15 protein-coding genes are annotated in these 18,059 nt (G+C 38.9%); 5 read left to right on the top strand and 10 right to left on the bottom strand.

Translation table 11 applies throughout. The annotated features are described in order from the left end of the window. Positions 1-31: 31 nt before the first annotated feature. The 5 genes from purE to ACOQO5_RS14715 are packed head-to-tail and all read right to left on the bottom strand — an operon-like array spanning position 32 to position 5,860. Positions 32-514 (bottom strand): 5-(carboxyamino)imidazole ribonucleotide mutase, encoded by a 483-nt coding sequence (gene purE / locus ACOQO5_RS14735; RefSeq protein ID WP_420582452.1) that lies wholly within the window; start codon positions 512-514, stop codon positions 32-34. Next, complete coding sequence (locus tag ACOQO5_RS14730) at positions 515-1,651, bottom strand: 5-(carboxyamino)imidazole ribonucleotide synthase (RefSeq protein WP_420582451.1); 1,137 nt, start codon at positions 1,649-1,651, stop codon at positions 515-517. A 60-nt stretch (positions 1,652-1,711) separates the two neighbouring features. Further along, positions 1,712-3,520 carry a MutS family DNA mismatch repair protein gene (locus ACOQO5_RS14725; RefSeq protein ID WP_420582450.1) on the bottom strand — a complete coding sequence of 603 codons (1,809 nt, stop codon included), beginning with the start codon at positions 3,518-3,520 and terminating at the stop codon, positions 1,712-1,714. Between the two features lie 3 nt (positions 3,521-3,523). After that, positions 3,524-5,635 carry a ferrous iron transport protein B gene (feoB, locus tag ACOQO5_RS14720; protein WP_420582449.1) on the bottom strand — a complete coding sequence of 704 codons (2,112 nt, stop codon included), beginning with the start codon at positions 5,633-5,635 and terminating at the stop codon, positions 3,524-3,526. A gap of 6 nt (positions 5,636-5,641) precedes the next feature. Further along, positions 5,642-5,860, bottom strand: coding sequence for a FeoA family protein (locus ACOQO5_RS14715; RefSeq protein ID WP_420582448.1), 219 nt, complete (start codon positions 5,858-5,860; stop codon positions 5,642-5,644). A 153-nt stretch (positions 5,861-6,013) separates the two neighbouring features. Between ACOQO5_RS14715 and radA the strand changes: the two genes are divergently transcribed. Further along, positions 6,014-7,387: a DNA repair protein RadA gene (radA, locus tag ACOQO5_RS14710; RefSeq protein WP_420582447.1), complete on the top strand. Its 1,374-nt coding sequence runs from the start codon at positions 6,014-6,016 to the stop codon at positions 7,385-7,387. Between the two features lie 477 nt (positions 7,388-7,864). Here radA and ACOQO5_RS14705 read toward each other — a convergent pair whose 3' ends face one another. The 5 genes from ACOQO5_RS14705 to ACOQO5_RS14685 all read right to left on the bottom strand — a co-directional run bounded on the left by ACOQO5_RS14705 (position 7,865) and on the right by ACOQO5_RS14685 (position 14,098). Continuing rightward, complete coding sequence (locus ACOQO5_RS14705; RefSeq protein WP_420582446.1) at positions 7,865-8,290, bottom strand: DUF1987 domain-containing protein; 426 nt, start codon at positions 8,288-8,290, stop codon at positions 7,865-7,867. Between the two features lie 307 nt (positions 8,291-8,597). Beyond that, positions 8,598-10,586, bottom strand: a complete 1,989-nt coding sequence (locus ACOQO5_RS14700) for an OmpA family protein (RefSeq protein ID WP_420582445.1) — start codon at positions 10,584-10,586, stop codon at positions 8,598-8,600. Between the two features lie 53 nt (positions 10,587-10,639). After that, entirely contained in the window at positions 10,640-11,125 is a 486-nt protein-coding gene (locus ACOQO5_RS14695; protein WP_420582444.1) for a hypothetical protein, read from the bottom strand. Between the two features lie 60 nt (positions 11,126-11,185). Further along, entirely contained in the window at positions 11,186-12,202 is a 1,017-nt protein-coding gene (locus ACOQO5_RS14690) for a TerC family protein (RefSeq protein ID WP_420582443.1), read from the bottom strand. 108 nt (positions 12,203-12,310) lie between these two features. After that, positions 12,311-14,098 carry an ABC transporter ATP-binding protein gene (locus ACOQO5_RS14685; protein ID WP_420582554.1) on the bottom strand — a complete coding sequence of 596 codons (1,788 nt, stop codon included), beginning with the start codon at positions 14,096-14,098 and terminating at the stop codon, positions 12,311-12,313. A 119-nt stretch (positions 14,099-14,217) separates the two neighbouring features. Between ACOQO5_RS14685 and ACOQO5_RS14680 the strand changes: the two genes are divergently transcribed. From ACOQO5_RS14680 to ACOQO5_RS14665, 4 genes are all read left to right on the top strand, one after another. Further along, a complete protein-coding gene (locus ACOQO5_RS14680) occupies positions 14,218-14,799 on the top strand; it encodes a TIGR00730 family Rossman fold protein (RefSeq protein ID WP_420582442.1) in 582 nt (193 codons plus the stop codon). Positions 14,800-14,862: 63 nt separating this feature from the next. Next, positions 14,863-16,137, top strand: coding sequence for a DUF2851 family protein (locus ACOQO5_RS14675; protein WP_420582441.1), 1,275 nt, complete (start codon positions 14,863-14,865; stop codon positions 16,135-16,137). Between the two features lie 3 nt (positions 16,138-16,140). Then, positions 16,141-17,373, top strand: coding sequence for a hypothetical protein (locus ACOQO5_RS14670; RefSeq protein ID WP_420582440.1), 1,233 nt, complete (start codon positions 16,141-16,143; stop codon positions 17,371-17,373). Positions 17,374-17,398: 25 nt separating this feature from the next. Continuing rightward, on the top strand, positions 17,399-18,037 hold the full coding sequence (locus ACOQO5_RS14665; protein WP_420582439.1) for an acetyltransferase: 639 nt from the start codon (positions 17,399-17,401) through the stop codon (positions 18,035-18,037). Positions 18,038-18,059: the final 22 nt, after the last annotated feature.

The raw sequence follows: 18,059 nt of genomic DNA, 5'->3' as shown, positions 1-18,059 counted from the left end.
ATTGTTTCTTTTTCAAAAATATGAAGAGTTTTTATAAGCTGCGGATAGAATCTTCTACTTTTTCGCGCATTTCAACTTTGTATTGTGCTAATTTGTCGGCAACCTTTTCGTCATGACTGCCAATAACTTGAGCGGCCAAAATACCGGCATTTTTAGCCCCATCAAGGGCAACGGTAGCTACAGGAACGCCACCAGGCATTTGTAGAATGGAAAGGACAGAGTCCCAACCATCAATAGAGTTGCTAGATTTCACAGGTACTCCTATTACAGGTAGAGTGGTAATCGAAGCCACCATGCCAGGCAAATGAGCAGCACCACCAGCGCCAGCAATTATTACTTTTAAACCTCTAGACCTCGCATTTTCGGCATACTCTACCATTCGATGCGGTGTTCTATGAGCGGAAACGATGGTCAATTCATAGTCTACGCCCAGTTGTTTTAAAACCTCAGCAGCCTGATTCATGATATTCAGGTCACTTTTGCTGCCCATTATAATTCCTACGGATGGTGTCATTTATGCTTTGATTTTGATTGAGTGTTTTACAGAGCGAGCTATGGTTTTAAGATTGTCCAAATGATCTCCTACCAAAGTCACATGTCCCATTTTTCTAAATGGTTTGGTTAATTTTTTTCCATATAAATGTACATGAAGCCCTTCTATCTGCAAGGCTTCTTCTAAACCCTCATACTTTGCCACTCCTGTATGACCTTCTTCTCCCAATAAGTTGATCATCACGGAAGCCCCGGTAATAGATGTATCTCCTAGGGGTAGATTTAAAATTGCTCTAATGTGCTGTTCGAATTGTGAAGTAACGTTTCCTTCGATGGTTTGGTGGCCGCTATTGTGTGTGCGGGGTGCACATTCGTTGACGATGACCTCTCCGTCCTTTGTAGCGAACATTTCTACTGCAAGTAAGCCCACCATGTCTAGCGAGGATATTACCTTTTTGGCCATTTCACGCGCCTTGATTTTGATGTCTTCTGACAAACTTGACGGTGCAAAAAGAAATTCAACCAGATTGGCTTCTGGGTGATATTCCAATTCTACGACGGGGTAGGTGGTCATTTCTCCATTTTCATTTCTAGCGACGATCACAGATATTTCCTTGTCGTAGTCCACAAATTTTTCAATCAAGGAAGGCTTATCAAATCCTTTAGGAATATCTGCCTCGGTTTTGATCACTTGTACACCTCGCCCATCATATCCTTCCGTTCTTAGTTTATGCACGCCAGGGAGCAAATGCTTGTTTTGATGGATATCTTCAAATGAATTAGTCAAAACGAACGCTGAAGTAGCTATGCCATGATCTAGATAAAATTGCTTTTGAAGGCCTTTATCCTTAATGGTTTTTAATGCGTGTGGTTGGGGATAGACTTTTTTGCCTTTTTGCTCCAGAGCCTCCAGTGCTTCGATATTTACGTTTTCGATTTCTACAGTGATAATGTCACAGGATTCCCCAAAGGCCATCACCTGATCAAAATCACGAATGTCTCCATTGACAAATTCTGAGGCGATGGATTTGCATGGTGCGTTGGGGTCAGGGTCCATTGATTTTATTTCCAGATTAATGTCAATGGCTGATTGAATCATCATTCTTCCTAGCTGACCGCCACCGAGAACACCAATTTTTACATTCGGATCGAAACTCATTTATCTTTTTGCTTGTATAGCGCAAAACTAAACAGGGCTGTTCAATCCTTGAAACGATTCTTATTTTTTGATGATACCCATTTTCTCCATGAGCTTACTTGCGTTGAAACTATTACACGGCTCAAGTGAAAGTTTGTAGTCGAAAATGATCTCATCATCAACAATAGTACTATTGAAACTCATATTTTGAATATTACTATGTTCTTTAGAAAGTGCTGAGAGTTGGATGTCATGAGTGGAGATGAGTCCCCTACAGTTTTGTTTGATCAGTTGATCAATTAAGGAAAGTGCTCCTTTATGCCTGTCTTCTGAATTAGTACCTTTTAGAATTTCATCCAACATGTAAAAAACAGGCTCTTCTTGTGTCAAAAGGTTCAATAGACTTTTCAATCTTTTAAGTTCTGCATAGAATGAACTGACATTTTCTTCGAGGTTGTCTTGTGTTCGCATGCTGGTAAAAATTTGTACGGGTGAACATTCGAATTTTTTGGCACATACTGGCGCTCCCATTTGAGCAAGAACTATATTGACCCCAATCGTTCGAAGAAAGGTGCTTTTTCCTGACATATTGGATCCTGTTACAAGTCCAAGTTTCCCTATTTCCGAAAGGTTGAAATCATTGCTGACACGCTGTTCAGATTTGATCAAGGGATGTCCCATAGATCCAACACTTAGAAAGTGGTTTTCATTGGAAATGGATGGAAAACTATAGCTGGGATTAGAAAATGCATAAGAGCTGAGATCACTCAACGCATCGATCTGATGGACAGCATCAAACCATTTGTCTACGTTGTTGATGTTTTTCTTTTTCCAGCTAATAGCCATCGAGAGCCAGTTGACATCCAATAGAAAAAGAACGTTGAAAGGTAAGTATAGAAAGTTGGCTCTGCTTAACAAGAACATCAAAATTCGTCTAAGGCCTTTGATGGCTCTTGACGCACTGCCATGATCTGTTATTAATTGATGATGTAGTCGTATAAGTAGAGGTGAGTTGAATTTCCTTTGTTCTATTTCAACAATTACATTTTCATATCCTTTTAGAAAAGAAGCAATGTTGCCAAACTCGTTGGTCACTTCCATCAGCGGTTTGAAAATGACTGACAGCAAACCAAGGTTGATTAATACGGGTAAATAAATCCATTGATATGGCCACTCGAAAAGGTTGATGCCTATTAGTACACCTAGAGAAATTGCCGGCATGACGTATCTCAGCATACTCCAAATAGGATTGTCAATAAGGCTCAAATTTTTGTCAATCCACTGAACAAGAGAAATGACCACATTGGTGTATTGTTGATTTTTCTGATCTCCATGATAGCCATATGCTGTCAGATTCTGTCGCCATGAAGTGTCTCTGGAAAGCTCTTGAATGGCTTGTTGTCTTTCTTCTATTTCAGACTTAGAGGCTTTGTTTAATAGCCACGTTTTGATGTACTCTCGCGTGCCTGAAAGTTTACTTCTTACTAAAAGTTGAAAAAGCGAATTGGAACCAAATAAATCGAGATCTGGAGCATAGGCATGATGGGGGTCCAGATATTCCATTCCGTCGTCCAGGTCTGATAATTTTCCTTTGACTCTTTTGGTCTCATTTTCATTGATTGTTATAAGAAATTGATGCTGGGCAAGGGCAAATTTGAATTTGTTGTGTTTTCGTACGATCCAACCAAAGAGAGGCACAAATAGAAGAACGCTAAAGAGCATCAATTGTATTTCTCTGGCATTGGCAAAATAAACAGCAGATACAATGAACACACAAAACGTAATTACTCTAATCCATGACAGACGATTTACTTGATGTTCAAGACCTGCTGATTTTTGTTTTAAATCTTTCAGGTTTGAATCGTAGAAGTTTTCTTCCTTATCAGTCATGTATTAGCTCAATAATTGGTATGCGAAAAATGCAAACAGATAAGCAACAGCAGACATATAAATCAATTGGAGAACCGGCCATTTCCAGGATTTGGTTTCTCTATAGACTACAGCTAGTGTGCTCATGCATTGCATGGCAAACGCATAAAACAGCATAAGGGATACGCCCAATGCAATGGAGTACATGGGCTGACCGGTATATGGGTTGATTTCAGCTCTTAGCTTGTCTTTAATCGTAGATTCATCTTCTGCTTCAGATCCCACACTGTAGATGGTAGCAATTGTTCCTACGAAGACTTCTCTAGCCGCAAAAGAAGTAATCAATGCGATGCCAATTTTCCAATCATAACCGAGTGGACGAATGGCGGGTTCTATTGATTTTCCTAGCAAACCTGCATAAGAATACTCAAGTTTATGTGCACTGAGTAGATCGTCGAATTCTGGTGAGTCAACTGTCACGTCAGGATGCTTTTCCAAGATTTTTTCATTTGCTTGCTCAAAATTTTCACCAGGGCCATAAGAAGCAAGCACCCAAAGAATGACTGAAATGGCAAGAATAATTTTACCAGCCTCAAACACGAATGTCTTACTTTTTGAAAAGATCGTAATCCAAACATTTTTCCACTTTGGCCATCTATAAATTGGGAGCTCCATAATGAAATAGCTTTGTTCTTTTACTTTCAAAATCTTCTTCATTAGCAAGGCAGAAAATATCGCGCCGAAAAAGCCGACAAGATATAAAGCCATTAATGCAAGTCCCTGAACACTAAAGAATCCGAACAGATAATCATTTGGGATGACTAAGGCTATGAGGATGGCATAGACTGGAAGTCTTGCTGAGCAACTCATAAATGGGGTCACGAATATGGTAATGATTCTATCTTTCCAGTTTTCGATATTTCTGGCGGCCATTATAGCAGGAATGGCACAGGCTACACCTGAGATCAAAGGCACTACGCTTTTACCATTCAAACCAAATTTCCTCATGATCTTATCCATTAGAAAGACCACACGAGCCATATACCCCGATTCTTCTAGGATGGCGATAAAGCAGAAAAGCAGGGCAATCTGAGGTATAAAAATAATGACACCGCCTAAACCTGGTATGATGCCTTCAGCAATCAAATCTGTCAGAACACCAGATGGCAAATAGGTTTTGGTCCAACTACTCAATTTCGCAAAACCGAAATCGATATAATCCATAAATGGTTCAGCCCATGCGAAAATGGATTGAAAGAGAGCAAATAACACCACAAAAAATATGAGATAACCATATATTTTGTGTGTAAGTATTTTATCTATTTTTTGATTTCGAGTGGCGGTGGTTTCAAGGTCAGTTTTTGTGACAATTTGTGAAAGCTTGTCACGAATGATTTTGTATCGTTCTACAGTTTCTGTGGTTTGAAACTGGCGATCACAAAAATTGTATTTGACTTTCTCGTCAGCAATGAATTGTTTTTCGTCATTACTCAGAAAGGTTTTACTATATGTTTGTTGAGCGTACTGGTAAGCCACATAGTCATTGTCAAGGTCGAATTTTTCCTTGATGACAGGTATAATTTCCGGAGACAACTCGTTGATATCATAAAACAATTCGTTTGTAGCTGACAGGTCTTCTAAAAGAGTCTTTTTAAGCTCATGAATGCCTTCACCGGTCCTTCCATTTATAGTCAGAACTGTGGTCTGGAATTGCTCTTCCAATGCGCGAATATCTATATTTAATCCACTTCTATTGGCTACATCGAGCATCGACAATACAAGTACGGTTGGTAACCCCAGGTCCTGAATCTCAGTGAAGAGTAAAAGATTTCTTTCAAGATTGGATGCATCCGCAATCACGACTATTTTGTCAGGAAAGTCTTGCGCTTTTTTGTCACTAAGCACATCAAATACCACTCGCTCATCCATAGAGCGGGGATATATGCTATATGTACCTGGTAAGTCTATTACGTTAGCCACGGTTCCGTTCTCTCGGAATGTCCCACTGACTTTGTCCATGGTGACGCCAGGGAAATTCCCCACCTTTTGATTCATGCCCGTGAGCAAATTGAAAATGGAAGTTTTACCGGCGTTTGGATTGCCTATTAAGGCGACATTTAGCGAAGCGCTGCTCATGGATAATTAGGATAAAGTAATAGTTGCTGCCTCTTCTAACCGCAGTGACAAATCATAGCCAGATACACGGATACAGATAGGGTCTCCCAAAGGGGCGGAAAATTTCATTTCTACTTCAGTACCAGGCAATACGCCCATTTCTAATAATTTCAAAGAGATATATTCATTGGTAAAATTTTTTACAATTCCTCTCTCCCCAGGTCTTAGCTGTGCCACTGATCGCATGAATACTCTTATTTAGAATAATTAAAAATAAGAGCAAAAGTATGTGATTTGAGGTTAGGCAGCAAGTCTAATTTTATGAGAAAAGTCATTGGCTCAAAAACGCCATTTCTTTTTGAAATTCAATTTAAATTGTCGCTTCAAACTTAAGTATCTATGGCTAAAACTAAAACAGCTTTCTTTTGCCAGAATTGTGGTGCTCAATCTCCCAAGTGGGTAGGCAAGTGCCCTTCGTGCAATGAGTGGAATTCTTACGTGGAAGAATTGGTAACACAGTCTTCAAGCAATACTAAGATTTGGACTGAAGAAGATAATAATGCTAGACCAAATCAGGCAGTTTCTATTCAGGAAATTAAGGCGGAAGATAGCGTTAGGTTCAAGACGATAGATGAGGAATTGAATCGTGTTTTAGGTGGAGGTATCGTACCGGGGTCTTTGGTATTGATAGGAGGAGAGCCCGGGATAGGAAAATCAACGCTCTTTTTGCAGGTAGCATTAGGCCTTCCCAAGAAGAAAATATTATATGTATCAGGAGAAGAGAGCCCTCAACAGATCAAGATGCGTGCAGAACGTATGCAGGCCAAATCTGAAAATTGTTTGTTGCTATCTGAAACATCACTGAACAATATTTTTCAACAGATTAAACAGGTAAATCCAGAAATCCTGATCATAGACTCCATACAGACATTGTTTTCTTCTAAAGTAGACAGCTCAGCAGGAAGTGTTAGTCAGGTGAGGGAATGTACCGCTGAGCTCCTTCAATTTGCTAAAACTTCGAATGTGCCAGTGTTTCTCATTGGACACATTACAAAGGAGGGTACCATTGCCGGACCTAAGGTGTTAGAGCATATGGTGGACACGGTACTTCAGTTTGAAGGCGATCGTCATTTGAGCTATAGAATATTGCGAACCATTAAAAATAGATTTGGATCGACTTCCGAGTTGGGTATTTATGAAATGTCAGGCTCAGGAATGCGACAGGTGTCTAATCCCTCAGAGATTTTGATCGCACACAAGGACAGTGAACTTAGCGGTGTGACCATCGGAGCATCGATTGAAGGCAATCGCCCTTTGCTTATCGAAACTCAAGCGTTGGTCAGTGCGTCGGCCTATGGCACACCACAGCGAAGCACCACAGGCTATGATGCAAAGAGATTGAATATGTTGTTGGCTGTGTTAGAGAAACGTGGTGGGCTTCGCCTGGGCAACCAAGATGTATTTCTCAATATAGCAGGAGGGCTCAAAATTGATGACCCCGCTTTGGATTTGAGCATAGCGGTTTCAATCGTCTCTTCCTACGAGGAAAAGGTGGTAAGCTCAGACATCTGTTTTGCTGGTGAGATAGGCTTAGGCGGAGAGGTGAGAGCTGTAAATAGAATTGAGAGCAGAATTTCGGAAGCCGAAAAATTAGGATTCAAAAAGATATTTGTTTCTAAGAATAACTCGAAGGCGGTGGAAGCGGCCAATTTTAAAATAGATGTAGTTCTTGTTCAAAACATTGCTGAAGTATTCAAAAAACTATCCTCCTAAAAAAATATCCCGCACCAAAAAGGTGCGGGACAGCTCAGGAATCGAAGCGACAAAAGCCACTCCGAAGTTCTTACCATAGCGGTAATGTTTTTAGTTGATTAGCTGATGATTGTCAGCAATACCAATCCAATAAAATAGAGCAACAAATATTTATATTCTCGATCCATAGCTGTTTGATTTATAGGATTAAAAAAATATTTAATTGACTTATATAACTAATTCGTTCCAATAATATTATTATTTATGGAATGAATTCAATAAAACAAAGTTTAGCTGTTTTATCCAGCTTTCAAGATTTATTACGGTTTATTAGACGAATCGAAGTCATGTTTTAGATGACTAAAATGAGATGATCGACGAATCATTGGAATTGATAGATTGAATTTTGAGTCATTTAGATAGAAATGGAATAAAAATGACAAAAAAAGACCCTGCGAGTATGCAAGGTCTTAGATTTCTTAGTTTTTTAATAAAATTCTAGTTTTCTGAGGATTCCTCTCTTATTTGGCCTAAAATCTTAATTTCAGGTATTTCGACATAGTTGAATTCGTAATTGAAGAATGAGCTTAGGTCTTCGCCTGCCTCTAACATATCCTCATCTCCTTCCTCGTAGTACCAATTGATATGAATCTCCTTGCCTCTTTCTACTTTAAGGTCATTTAGTTTCTTGAAAAGAATATAAATACATTTGGACGAGCTTGTGTTGAAGTACTCGAAGGCTGCATTAAGCGTGATCGCTGCTTTGTCACTCTTGCCAAAATGATCGATAGAATCATTGATATACCTGTAGAACACCAACGGGTTTTCCGGGCTTGATTTGCCCCGAATATCCAACAGACCTTTCCCTGGGTCGAAATAAATCGATGGGGTCACTCTTGTCGCTCTAATAAAAAAACCTTTCATATGTATAATTCACTCTAATTGGTTAGGTTCGGAAGGCTCCTTTGAGTTTTCTGTAAACCATTAGCGTCAGGAAATTGACTATTCGTTTACAATTAATTCAACTTCAAAGATCATCCGTTTTTAAAAAAAAGAGAATACAGGATTCTCTTAAAAATTAACTTTGTTCCTTAAAAGGTACGATAATGGCTAGAATTGGCAAAAAAATTCGGATAAAAGGAAAAATATTTCTTTTGATATTATAACAAAAAGAGTGTGGTGATAGATTTAATTAGATGCTTAGGTAATTCTCCTAACTGAGTATCGGTATTTACTGGGTGTCTTCTACATCGTTAAAAAACCTATCCGACTCGTCATAATCTTCCGCTTGTTGTTTTGCAAACTTCTTATTGTAGCGAGTCACCTTAAATTCTGTACGTCTGTTTACCTGATGCTCTTCTTCAGTCTTGGCATTCTGAATAATCAATTTGGTTTCTCCATAACCTTTGGCCACCATTCTTCTATTTTCTATTCCCTGTGAGGCAATGTAGTTTACTGCACTTTGCGCTCTGCGCTGTGATAAATTCATGTTGTATTCGTGACTGGATCGTACATCCGTATGGGAACTTAATTCTATGGTGATGTTCGGATTATCTCTCATGAGTGTAACCAATTTATCCAATTCTGCCGCTGCTTCCGGTTTAATGTCAGCTTTGTTTAGATCATAGTAAATATTGTTCAGCACTATGGCTTTGTCCACCACAATTTTTTCCAGTGGAAGATCCACTTCAAATTCGATATTGGTAATTGTGTTTTTGAGCGTAGACTTATCTACTGATTTGCCGATAGTCGAAAAATCAATACGAGTAGTAAAGTATTCTTCTTTTTCAGCCACTAGATAATAATTCTCTTCTGTAAATACTCGGAACCTGTACTTACCATCCACTTGCGTAAATTTCTCATCAATGATATTATCATCTTGGTCTCTAAGGACTACTTTGGTGTTGGATAGAGCTACGAGTTGACTGTCGCTTTCATGGGTTAGTGTCGTGCCAGACAGCCAGTAGTTTACTATGCGTAACTCTGGGTCATCATTGACAAAGGTGTAAATGTCGTCATCACCTTTACCACCTTTTCTGTTTGAAGTGAAAAATCCACGAGAGGGATTAAAAAGAAATAGGCCAAAGTCATCTGCATTAGAATTAATAGGCGTGCCAAGGTTTTCTAGTTTTACATGACCTGCTTCCCGAGTGACTTCAAATATATCAAGTCCTCCAAATCCCGGCCATCCATCTGAAGAAAAGTATAATTTCCCGGTACCGCCAGCATATGGAAATATTTCATTACCAGGTGTATTGACGCCCTCTCCCATGTTTCTCACATCCACCCATCTCCCTCGTCTATTTAATGAAGCGGTGTAGATATCCAGTCCACCAAATCCTCCTTCACGATTCGAAGAAAAATACAATGTCTTTCCGTCTGGGCTGAGGGCTGGTGTGGAGTCCCAGGTGTCCTGCCCATTAATGCTGAGTGGACGCGGCGTTTGCCAGGTACCATTCCTGAAACGCGTGAAATAAAGGTTGACGTCATTGGAACCAGAAGATTTACCAGAGTTCCCTTTAGCAAAAATCACGGTATTTCCATTTTTTGATATGGTGATAGATCCGAGGTTCACATTGGGTTCGTTGATGATTGGGCTTAGTTCTTCCAAGGTGGCCAGGTCCACATTGGCTCCACGCGTGTTTACTACATAAATGTCTGTAAACGGTGTTCCAGTACCTTTATAAATTTTACCTCCATGCCTATTAGATGTGAAATAGAGTTTGCCTGCATTGTAGAATGGCGAATACTCTGCAAATTTCGAATTGATAGCTTCAAGGTTTTTAACTCGGAAATGGTTTACTCTTGTTTCAATTTCTGGGAGTTGACCCAAATTATTCAATTCACGCTCCGCTAATGCCACTACGGCATCGTCTTCCCCTGTTTTCAGGTAATCCTCCAACACTTTATTGGCTCTCTTTACATCATCATTGGACTTGAGTGAAACCGCGTAGAAATAGTAGGCGCTTTCATCTTGAATGCCTGCATCTATGGCCGCCATGTAATAGGGTTCCGCCTCTTGAATCCGATTAGATTTTCTATAAGCTTCGGCCAGCAGAAAATTTGATTCTGGATCATCTGGTTTTATAGACTTTTCTAGCTGGTATATGGCATCGCTATATTCTCCTGCTTCAAGACTTTTGTTTGCTTTTTTAGATGCACTGCATGAAGTCAAAAATATGATTAGAAATAAACTGAAAAGTCTGTTGTTGCTGGCCATAAAATCCATTTATAGTTTACCTAAAGATAAAACACATTCCTAATATACGTCCCTTACTGGAAATAGCGTTTCAGCCAACTGTTTTTCGCTTCCACTTTCCATTCGGTTTGAAATGAGCGAATGTCAGTCACCAAATTGTTAAAAGTTAATGTTTCTGAAGTGATAGTTCCACTTTCAACTTCCGCTTTGATTCCGTTCAAAGGAACTTCAACAACTTCGCCATCAATGAAAAAGCAAACTTTGGTTCTATCGAAGAAATTAATTTCAAATTCTTGTTCTAGATTTTTGATAAGGGCAACAGAAGCATCTATAGAACATCCACTGGCCTGATTAAATGATTCGTCGACACTAATCACCAAAAATTTATCATGGATAATTTGGAATGAGCTCTTCAAAGCTTGTCCATGTGCAGCCCATTCTTGCAGAAAGGAATTGCATTTAGACTCAATCTGAGATTGTTGCGACGTAGAAAGCAGTTTGTCAGCCTGATAAATCCAAACACGCGAAGTGTCAGCCATTTCGTCAAATGGAATGTACATAGTTTACTCTTTTATAAGTGCCTAACGAAAATAAGACCTCAAAAGTAACGATAAAGTGGATTAATTTTTTGTGGTTTCTACAGGCTTAACAATTTCCTCTTCTTGCGGAAATATAACGGATAAGACTATAGAAAGGGTCAGAGCTGCCATGATGACTATAAATGACCAAATAATTGGAATATGTGCGTGCTCAATACCGAATGCCATTTGAAACCCTTGTTGAACGATGCTCATTTCCATTAACATTTTAACACCAATGAATATTAAAACGATAGAAAGTCCTTTTTGTAATAGATAGAAGCGATCTAAAATATTGGCCAAAAGGAAGAACATAGCACGAAGTCCCATCACTGCAAAAATATTTGAGGTATAGATCACAAATTCATTTTGAGTAATTGCGAAAGCCGCCGGAATTGAATCTACTGCAAATATTAAATCCGTTGATTCGATAAGAAGTATGACAAGGAATAGCGGAGTAAACCACAGTTTGCCATTTTCTATAAATGCAAATCGTCCACCGCGGTCTTCGGTTGAGATAGGAAGTACCTTTTTAGCCCATCTGGTGAGCATATTTTTTTCAGGCTCTATTTCCATATCTTCATCTTCATTGAAGATTTTGATACCTGAATACACCAAGAATACACCAAAGATGTACAATATCCAGTGAAACTCTCCTATGAGTAGTGCTCCAAGAAAAATGAAAATTGCTCTGAAAACTATAGCTCCTAGGATTCCCCAGAAAAGAATGTCATGATAGTATTCGTCCTTTATTTTGAAATATCTCAAGATGAGAAGGATGACAAAGATATTGTCAACAGAAAGAGCTTTTTCGGTGACGTAAGCAGAGAAATACTCTAAGGCATCATTAGCTCCACCTCCAAAAAAGTAGATTAACCCACCAAAAATACATGAAACTACAATCCAGAATATAGTCTGTAGCAGCGCATCCTTTTGCGTAATCTTGGCAGGTCCTTTATGAACTAGTCCTAAGTCAACCGCAAGAAATAGGATGATTACAATCCCGAAGATGCCAAACAGTAAGGCTTCGTTAGTGCCCGAAAACAAATTGAGAATCATGGGTATGTGTCTTGGTGGTTTTTGATTGTTACTCGCTATTCTCGATTAACAAGCCGCAAAGAAAATGATTATCAGGGAGATAATGAAATTTATATCAGAATACTATACTTAATTGACCAATTGTAGATTGACTAAGTGGTGGTATGTGCCATTCACATTGTCTATTAATTCGTTATGTGCACCTGACTCTTCAATTTTCCCATTTTCAATTACATAAATTCGATCCACCTCTTTAATTGTAGCCAATCGGTGAGCAATAATTAAAGTAGTCCTGCCTTTCATTAATTCATTGAGTGCTAGTTGTACTTGCTGTTCAGATTCGGCATCTAATGAACTTGTGGCTTCATCCAATATAAGTATTGAAGGATCTTTTAAGATTGTCCGAGCAATGGCTATACGTTGTCGTTGCCCTCCAGATAATTTCACGCCACGTTCTCCAACAATCGTATCGAATCCCTCTGGAAATGAATTAATGAACGCTAGGGCATGAGCCTTTTGAGCTGCCAATTCGATTTCTTCTTGTGTAGCATTGGGTTTGCCATAAGCAATGTTTTCCCTGATGGTTCCACCGAAAAGAATGACTTCTTGAGGAACAATGCCAATATTCTTTCGGAATGCTGAAAGATCATAAGACGAAATTTCCTGCCCATCTACTTTAACAGAGCCTCCAAATCCATCATACAATCGCATAAGAAGATGAGCAATGGTTGATTTTCCGGCTCCGCTTTTTCCTACTAAAGCTACTTTTTCACCAGATTTCACTTGCATGGAGAAGTCACTCAGAATCGGCATTTCCTTTCTACTCGGGTATTGAAAATCCACTTGATCAAAAGAGATATCACCCTGGAATTTCTCTATTTTTTCAGAATCTGTAACTTCTGTCTCAGAAGATTCATCGTGTATTTCTAAGATTCTCTCTGAAGCACCAATGGCTCTTTGAACCTGTCCGAACATATCCCCCATACCAGCTATGGACCCACCAATAAATGCTGTATAAAAAGCAAAGGAGGTTAAATCTCCTAAAGTCATTTCGCCATTTTGCAAAAGAAGTGCTCCGTACCAAAGAATAGCTACCATACCACCAAACAAGGCGAAAATGATAAATGAAATAAATCCTGCACGAAAAGTGGCTGTTTTTAATGCGAGGGAAACTACTTCGTTAAGGGATTTTTTGTATCTGGCCTTTTCAAAAAGTTCATTTGTGAATGATTTTACAGCGAGAATAGATTGTAAGGTTTCCTCGACAATGGTCGACGAATTAGCTAGTTCATCTTGGGATTGACGCGATAGTTTTCTGATTTTTTTACCAAAAATCATGGCAGCAATAATGATCACTGGAAGTGTCATGATCATGAATGTGCTGAGAGCCGGTGTGATCACAAAAATGATTACTATACCCGCAATCAATGTCACTACCTGACGGATGACTTCTGCCAATGTTGTAGAGAAAGTAGTTTGCAGCAGGGTGACATCAGATGACATTCTACTCATTAGCTCACCAGTTCGATGGCGATCGTAAAATGTTATAGGCAGATAGAGCAATTTTTTATATAAGTCAAAACGAACATCGGCCATGGCGTTTTCACTTACTTGTGCAAAAAGATAGACTCTAAAGAAAGAAAAAATGCCTTGTAAAAAGAGAATAGCAACCAATGTCATCGCAATACTATTGATGTCGTTCAGCAACCAGGTGCCTTCACCGGAAGCTACGTCAATAAGTTTTCCTGCGATTAGAGGAAAGGCAAGCAAAAGAAAACTTCCCAAAACCAAAAAGACCAGTCCTATCACAAATTTGGACTTGTAAGGCATGAGGTATTTGAAAATTCCATAGAGCTTGCCAAAATTTTCCTTGTTAAACGCCCGCTTGTCTTCTGCTTTTATTTTTTCCTTGGCCATAGCAATTCTTAAAATGTGCGCAAATTTATCTTTATCGATGCACACGTCCAACCTTTTGTTCAAAGAGGATTTATCAAATCATGTAATCAAAGTTGCTCTTCTGCCATTATATTAGTTCAATGAAAAGTATTTGTGTGTATTGTGGATCTTCACTAGGTAAAGATGTACGCTATGTGGATGCGGCCACCGAACTTGGAACGGCCTTAGCAAAGAGAAAAATCAGATTGGTTTATGGGGGAGCCCGAATAGGCATCATGGGAGCGGTTGCACAAGCTTGCTTGAGCCATGGTGGTGAGGTAATCGGAGTTATTCCAGAGTTTTTGGATCAGATTGAAATAACGAATACGGATGTTACAGAATTGATTCAAACGGAAAATATGCATGAGCGCAAAACCACTATGGTTGGTAGATCGGATGGCTTTATTGCCTTGCCTGGTGGATTTGGTACATTAGAAGAATTGGCTGAGGTTTTGACTTGGGCACAATTGGGGCTCGTGAAAAAACCTATCGGCATATTGAATATCAATGGGTTTTATGAAAAATTACTGTCTCTCTTTCAATACATGCATGAAGAAGGATTTGTTAAATTTTCTAATTTGCATTTGTTTGTGGAAGATGAAACTGTGGAAGGATTGTTGCAAAAAATGGCTGACTTTGATGGAGGAGACAATTCATTTAAGCAGAAATTGGATTTAACATGATTTTGACTTTAAATGATCAAAGTCTAAATTGAATTTAAACTTCAATATCCAACCCAACCAACGGTGAGAGAATCATTCTTACATTTCATCTGGCAATTCCAAAAATTCAGCAATCAATCATTAACTACTCATGATGAACAGCAGATTCAAGTTTATTCCATAGGCAGCTATAATACAGATGCTGGTCCTGATTTCTTGAATGCCAAGTTGCTGATTGGAGAAATTACCTGGTATGGACATGTAGAGCTGCATCTAAAATCCTCGGATTGGAACAGGCACCGACATCAACATGATGAGGCCTATAACAATGTGGTGCTTCATGTGGTTTGGGAGAATGATGAGGAAGTTCATATGGCCAATGGACAAATACTACCAGTACTCGAATTACAAGACCGTATCAAACCTGAGCTGCTCAAGAAGTGTAACCAGCTGATAAAAAGTCCGGAAAAAACTCCTTGTTTGTCGCAGTTTGATCAGGTCAAAGACATTGATAAATTGTCGATGCTTGAACAAGTAGGAGTGATGCGATTGAAGCAAAAATCGGAGTATATTCTGCACCTTCTAGCAAAAAATAATGGAAATTGGGAAGAGACTACTTATCAGGTACTAGCTAAAAATTTTGGATTCAAAACCAATGAAGAACCCTTTCTCAAGCTGTCACAAAATTTGAATCACAAAATTCTGATGAAACATGCACAAAAACTTGATCAGATCGAATCGCTTATTTTTGGAATGGCCGGATTCCTACAGGATGCGAAGGATGATTATGGATTGGCATTGAGCAAAGAGTATGATTATTTATCGAAAAAATATAAGCTCGATGATTTGTCCTTAAAGAAAGCAGAATGGAAATTTCTAAGGCTAAGACCCGGCAATTTCCCGACAGTACGCTTGGCACAGTTTTCTTCTTTTTTAGCGAAAAATGTGAAATGCTTTGATCAGTTCATTCATTACACAGATAGCAAAGAACTTCGAATCATGTTCGACTTTAAAGTTTCGTCCTATTGGCAGGAGCACTATGATTTTTCTAAAAAAGGAAGTCGCCTTACAAAGAAGATTGGAAAAGCAAGTATTGATTTGATTTTGATAAATTCAGTGGCACCTCTACTAGCGGCTTATGCTCAATATACTGATGAGGAAAATTATATGGATAAAGCAGTCGCACTGCTGCAAAGTTTGCCAGCTGAAAAAAATCATATTATTAACGGTTGGCTAGAAATGGGATTAAAAGCAAATGATGCATTTGATAGTCAGTCTTTGATAGGACTAAGAAATGATTTTTGTTTGAAAAAGAAGTGCCTATCCTGTAAAATTGGGGTCAGCTTAATTAATAGTTAGCACTTGTCCATCACATTCATTTATATCATCAATGTTGCACTGCTTTTAGGTATAGCTTATTTCAATTATCGTAGATATACCCATAGCATGCTACGAAATTATTATCTACCGGCTTTGTTATTCAAACTGGGATGCGGCATCGTAATGGGGCTTCTTTTTCAATCTTACTATGAAGGGGGGGATACCTTTAAATTTTATCAAGAGGCTTCAGTATTGACTAGACTTAAATTCCCAGCATTTATTCAGGCAATAACTCATGAAGTCAGTTGGTCGGATCCTATGAGAGCAATATACTTTGTGCGGATGATTGCATTGGTTAAATACATAACCCAAGCAGATTATTGGCTGTTGTCGGCCTATTTTTCATTGTTCAGTTTTTTAGGTTGTTTTTACTTTTCAGATAAACTTGTTGAATGGAATAATGAATTTAAGTTCCCTGTTATACTTGGGTTTTTATACTTTCCTTCTGTTGTATTTTGGTCTTCTGGTTTGCTCAAAGAAAGTTTAGCTTTCGCCGCATTAACCTTTACTCTTGGTTCGTATGTTAGATGGCGTCAACTTGGCAGACTAAGTATTGGAAATATCCTGATAGGAGGTGTGTCATTGATTTTCCTGGTTTCTATCAAGTATTATATAGCGGCGGTACTTCTACCGCTTCTTTTGTTTTTGACTATTTATCATCTGCCTTTTTGGAAACAATTGGATGGAATTAGAACATGGAAAAGATCTGCTCTAATAGTGGCAGTCATGATCCTTCCTACATTATTATTTTTCAATTGGCTAAACCCCAATTTGACCTACCAAAGATTTTGGCACATTTTGATAGAAAGTCATGAGACGTTTTTGAGTTTGTCTCCTGATGGAGGCCTTTTTTTGCTCAGCTGGTTTGATAATTGGATGGATACATTGGTCAACATCCCATACTTATGGTTCTCAGGGATTTATCGTCCATTATTTGGAGAAAACCTGAATTTCCCAACTATTTTTTCTGAGATAGAGAACTTAATATTACTTATCGGCTCAATTGCAGCTGTCGTATACTTTGCGAAAAATAAGATGTTTTTTAATGCGGAAATATTGGCTATTCTTATATATGTCAGTTCGCTCTCCATTTTTTTAAGTTTCTCAGCTCCTAATTTTGGAACATTAGCTCGATTTAAAGTTTATTATGCCCCATTTGTACTCATGTTTGTTGTTTATCAATTACAGTCTCTACATGTTTTTAGGAAGAATTGAAACTTCTTTTCTCTAACTTTGCGGCATGGAAAATCCCGTAATTATTTTTGGTACAGGTGGCCTAGGTAGAGCCGCTCTTGAAATTTTTGAATCGAATGGAAACGTAGTCTATGGCTTCTTGGATGATGATAAGAAATTGCACAATACAGAAATAGATAATATTCCAGTGTTGGGTAGAACCAATGATCAAGGATTCCTCAAATTGATAGGTCAAAAATGCGAAGCATTTGTGGCAACGGATGATAGCAAAGAAAAACAGACGATTGCCAAAGCATTGATTGAAAAGCGCAAAGTCATGCCGACTAATGCCATCCACGCTTCGGCTCATATTGCCAAATCAGCTGTACTGGGCCATGGCAACTTTATCAATGCCAATGTTACTTTAGGCGCAGGTTCGGACCTAGCCAATCATTGCATCTTACACAGCGGATGCACGGTTGATCACGATGCCAAATTGGGAGATTTTGTGCAAATTGGAGCAGGAGCTACAGTGAGTGCTAATGTGGAATTGGGTGAAAATGCTTTTGTCGGAGCGGGCTCGGTAATTGTGAGTGGCGTAAAGATCGGCAAGAATGCAAGAATTGGTGCGGGATCTGTGGTAATAGCCGATGTGGCTGATGGAGACACAGTATTTGGCAATCCGGCACAGAAGGTAGACGCATAAGCACAACAATTTTCCATTGGTC

The sequence above is a fragment of the Reichenbachiella sp. genome, assembly GCF_965223055.1.
Classification (GTDB): Bacteria; Bacteroidota; Bacteroidia; order Cytophagales; family Cyclobacteriaceae; genus Reichenbachiella.
Note: the sequence above shows the minus strand (reverse complement) of the source record. Positions and strands in the feature narration are given on the sequence as shown.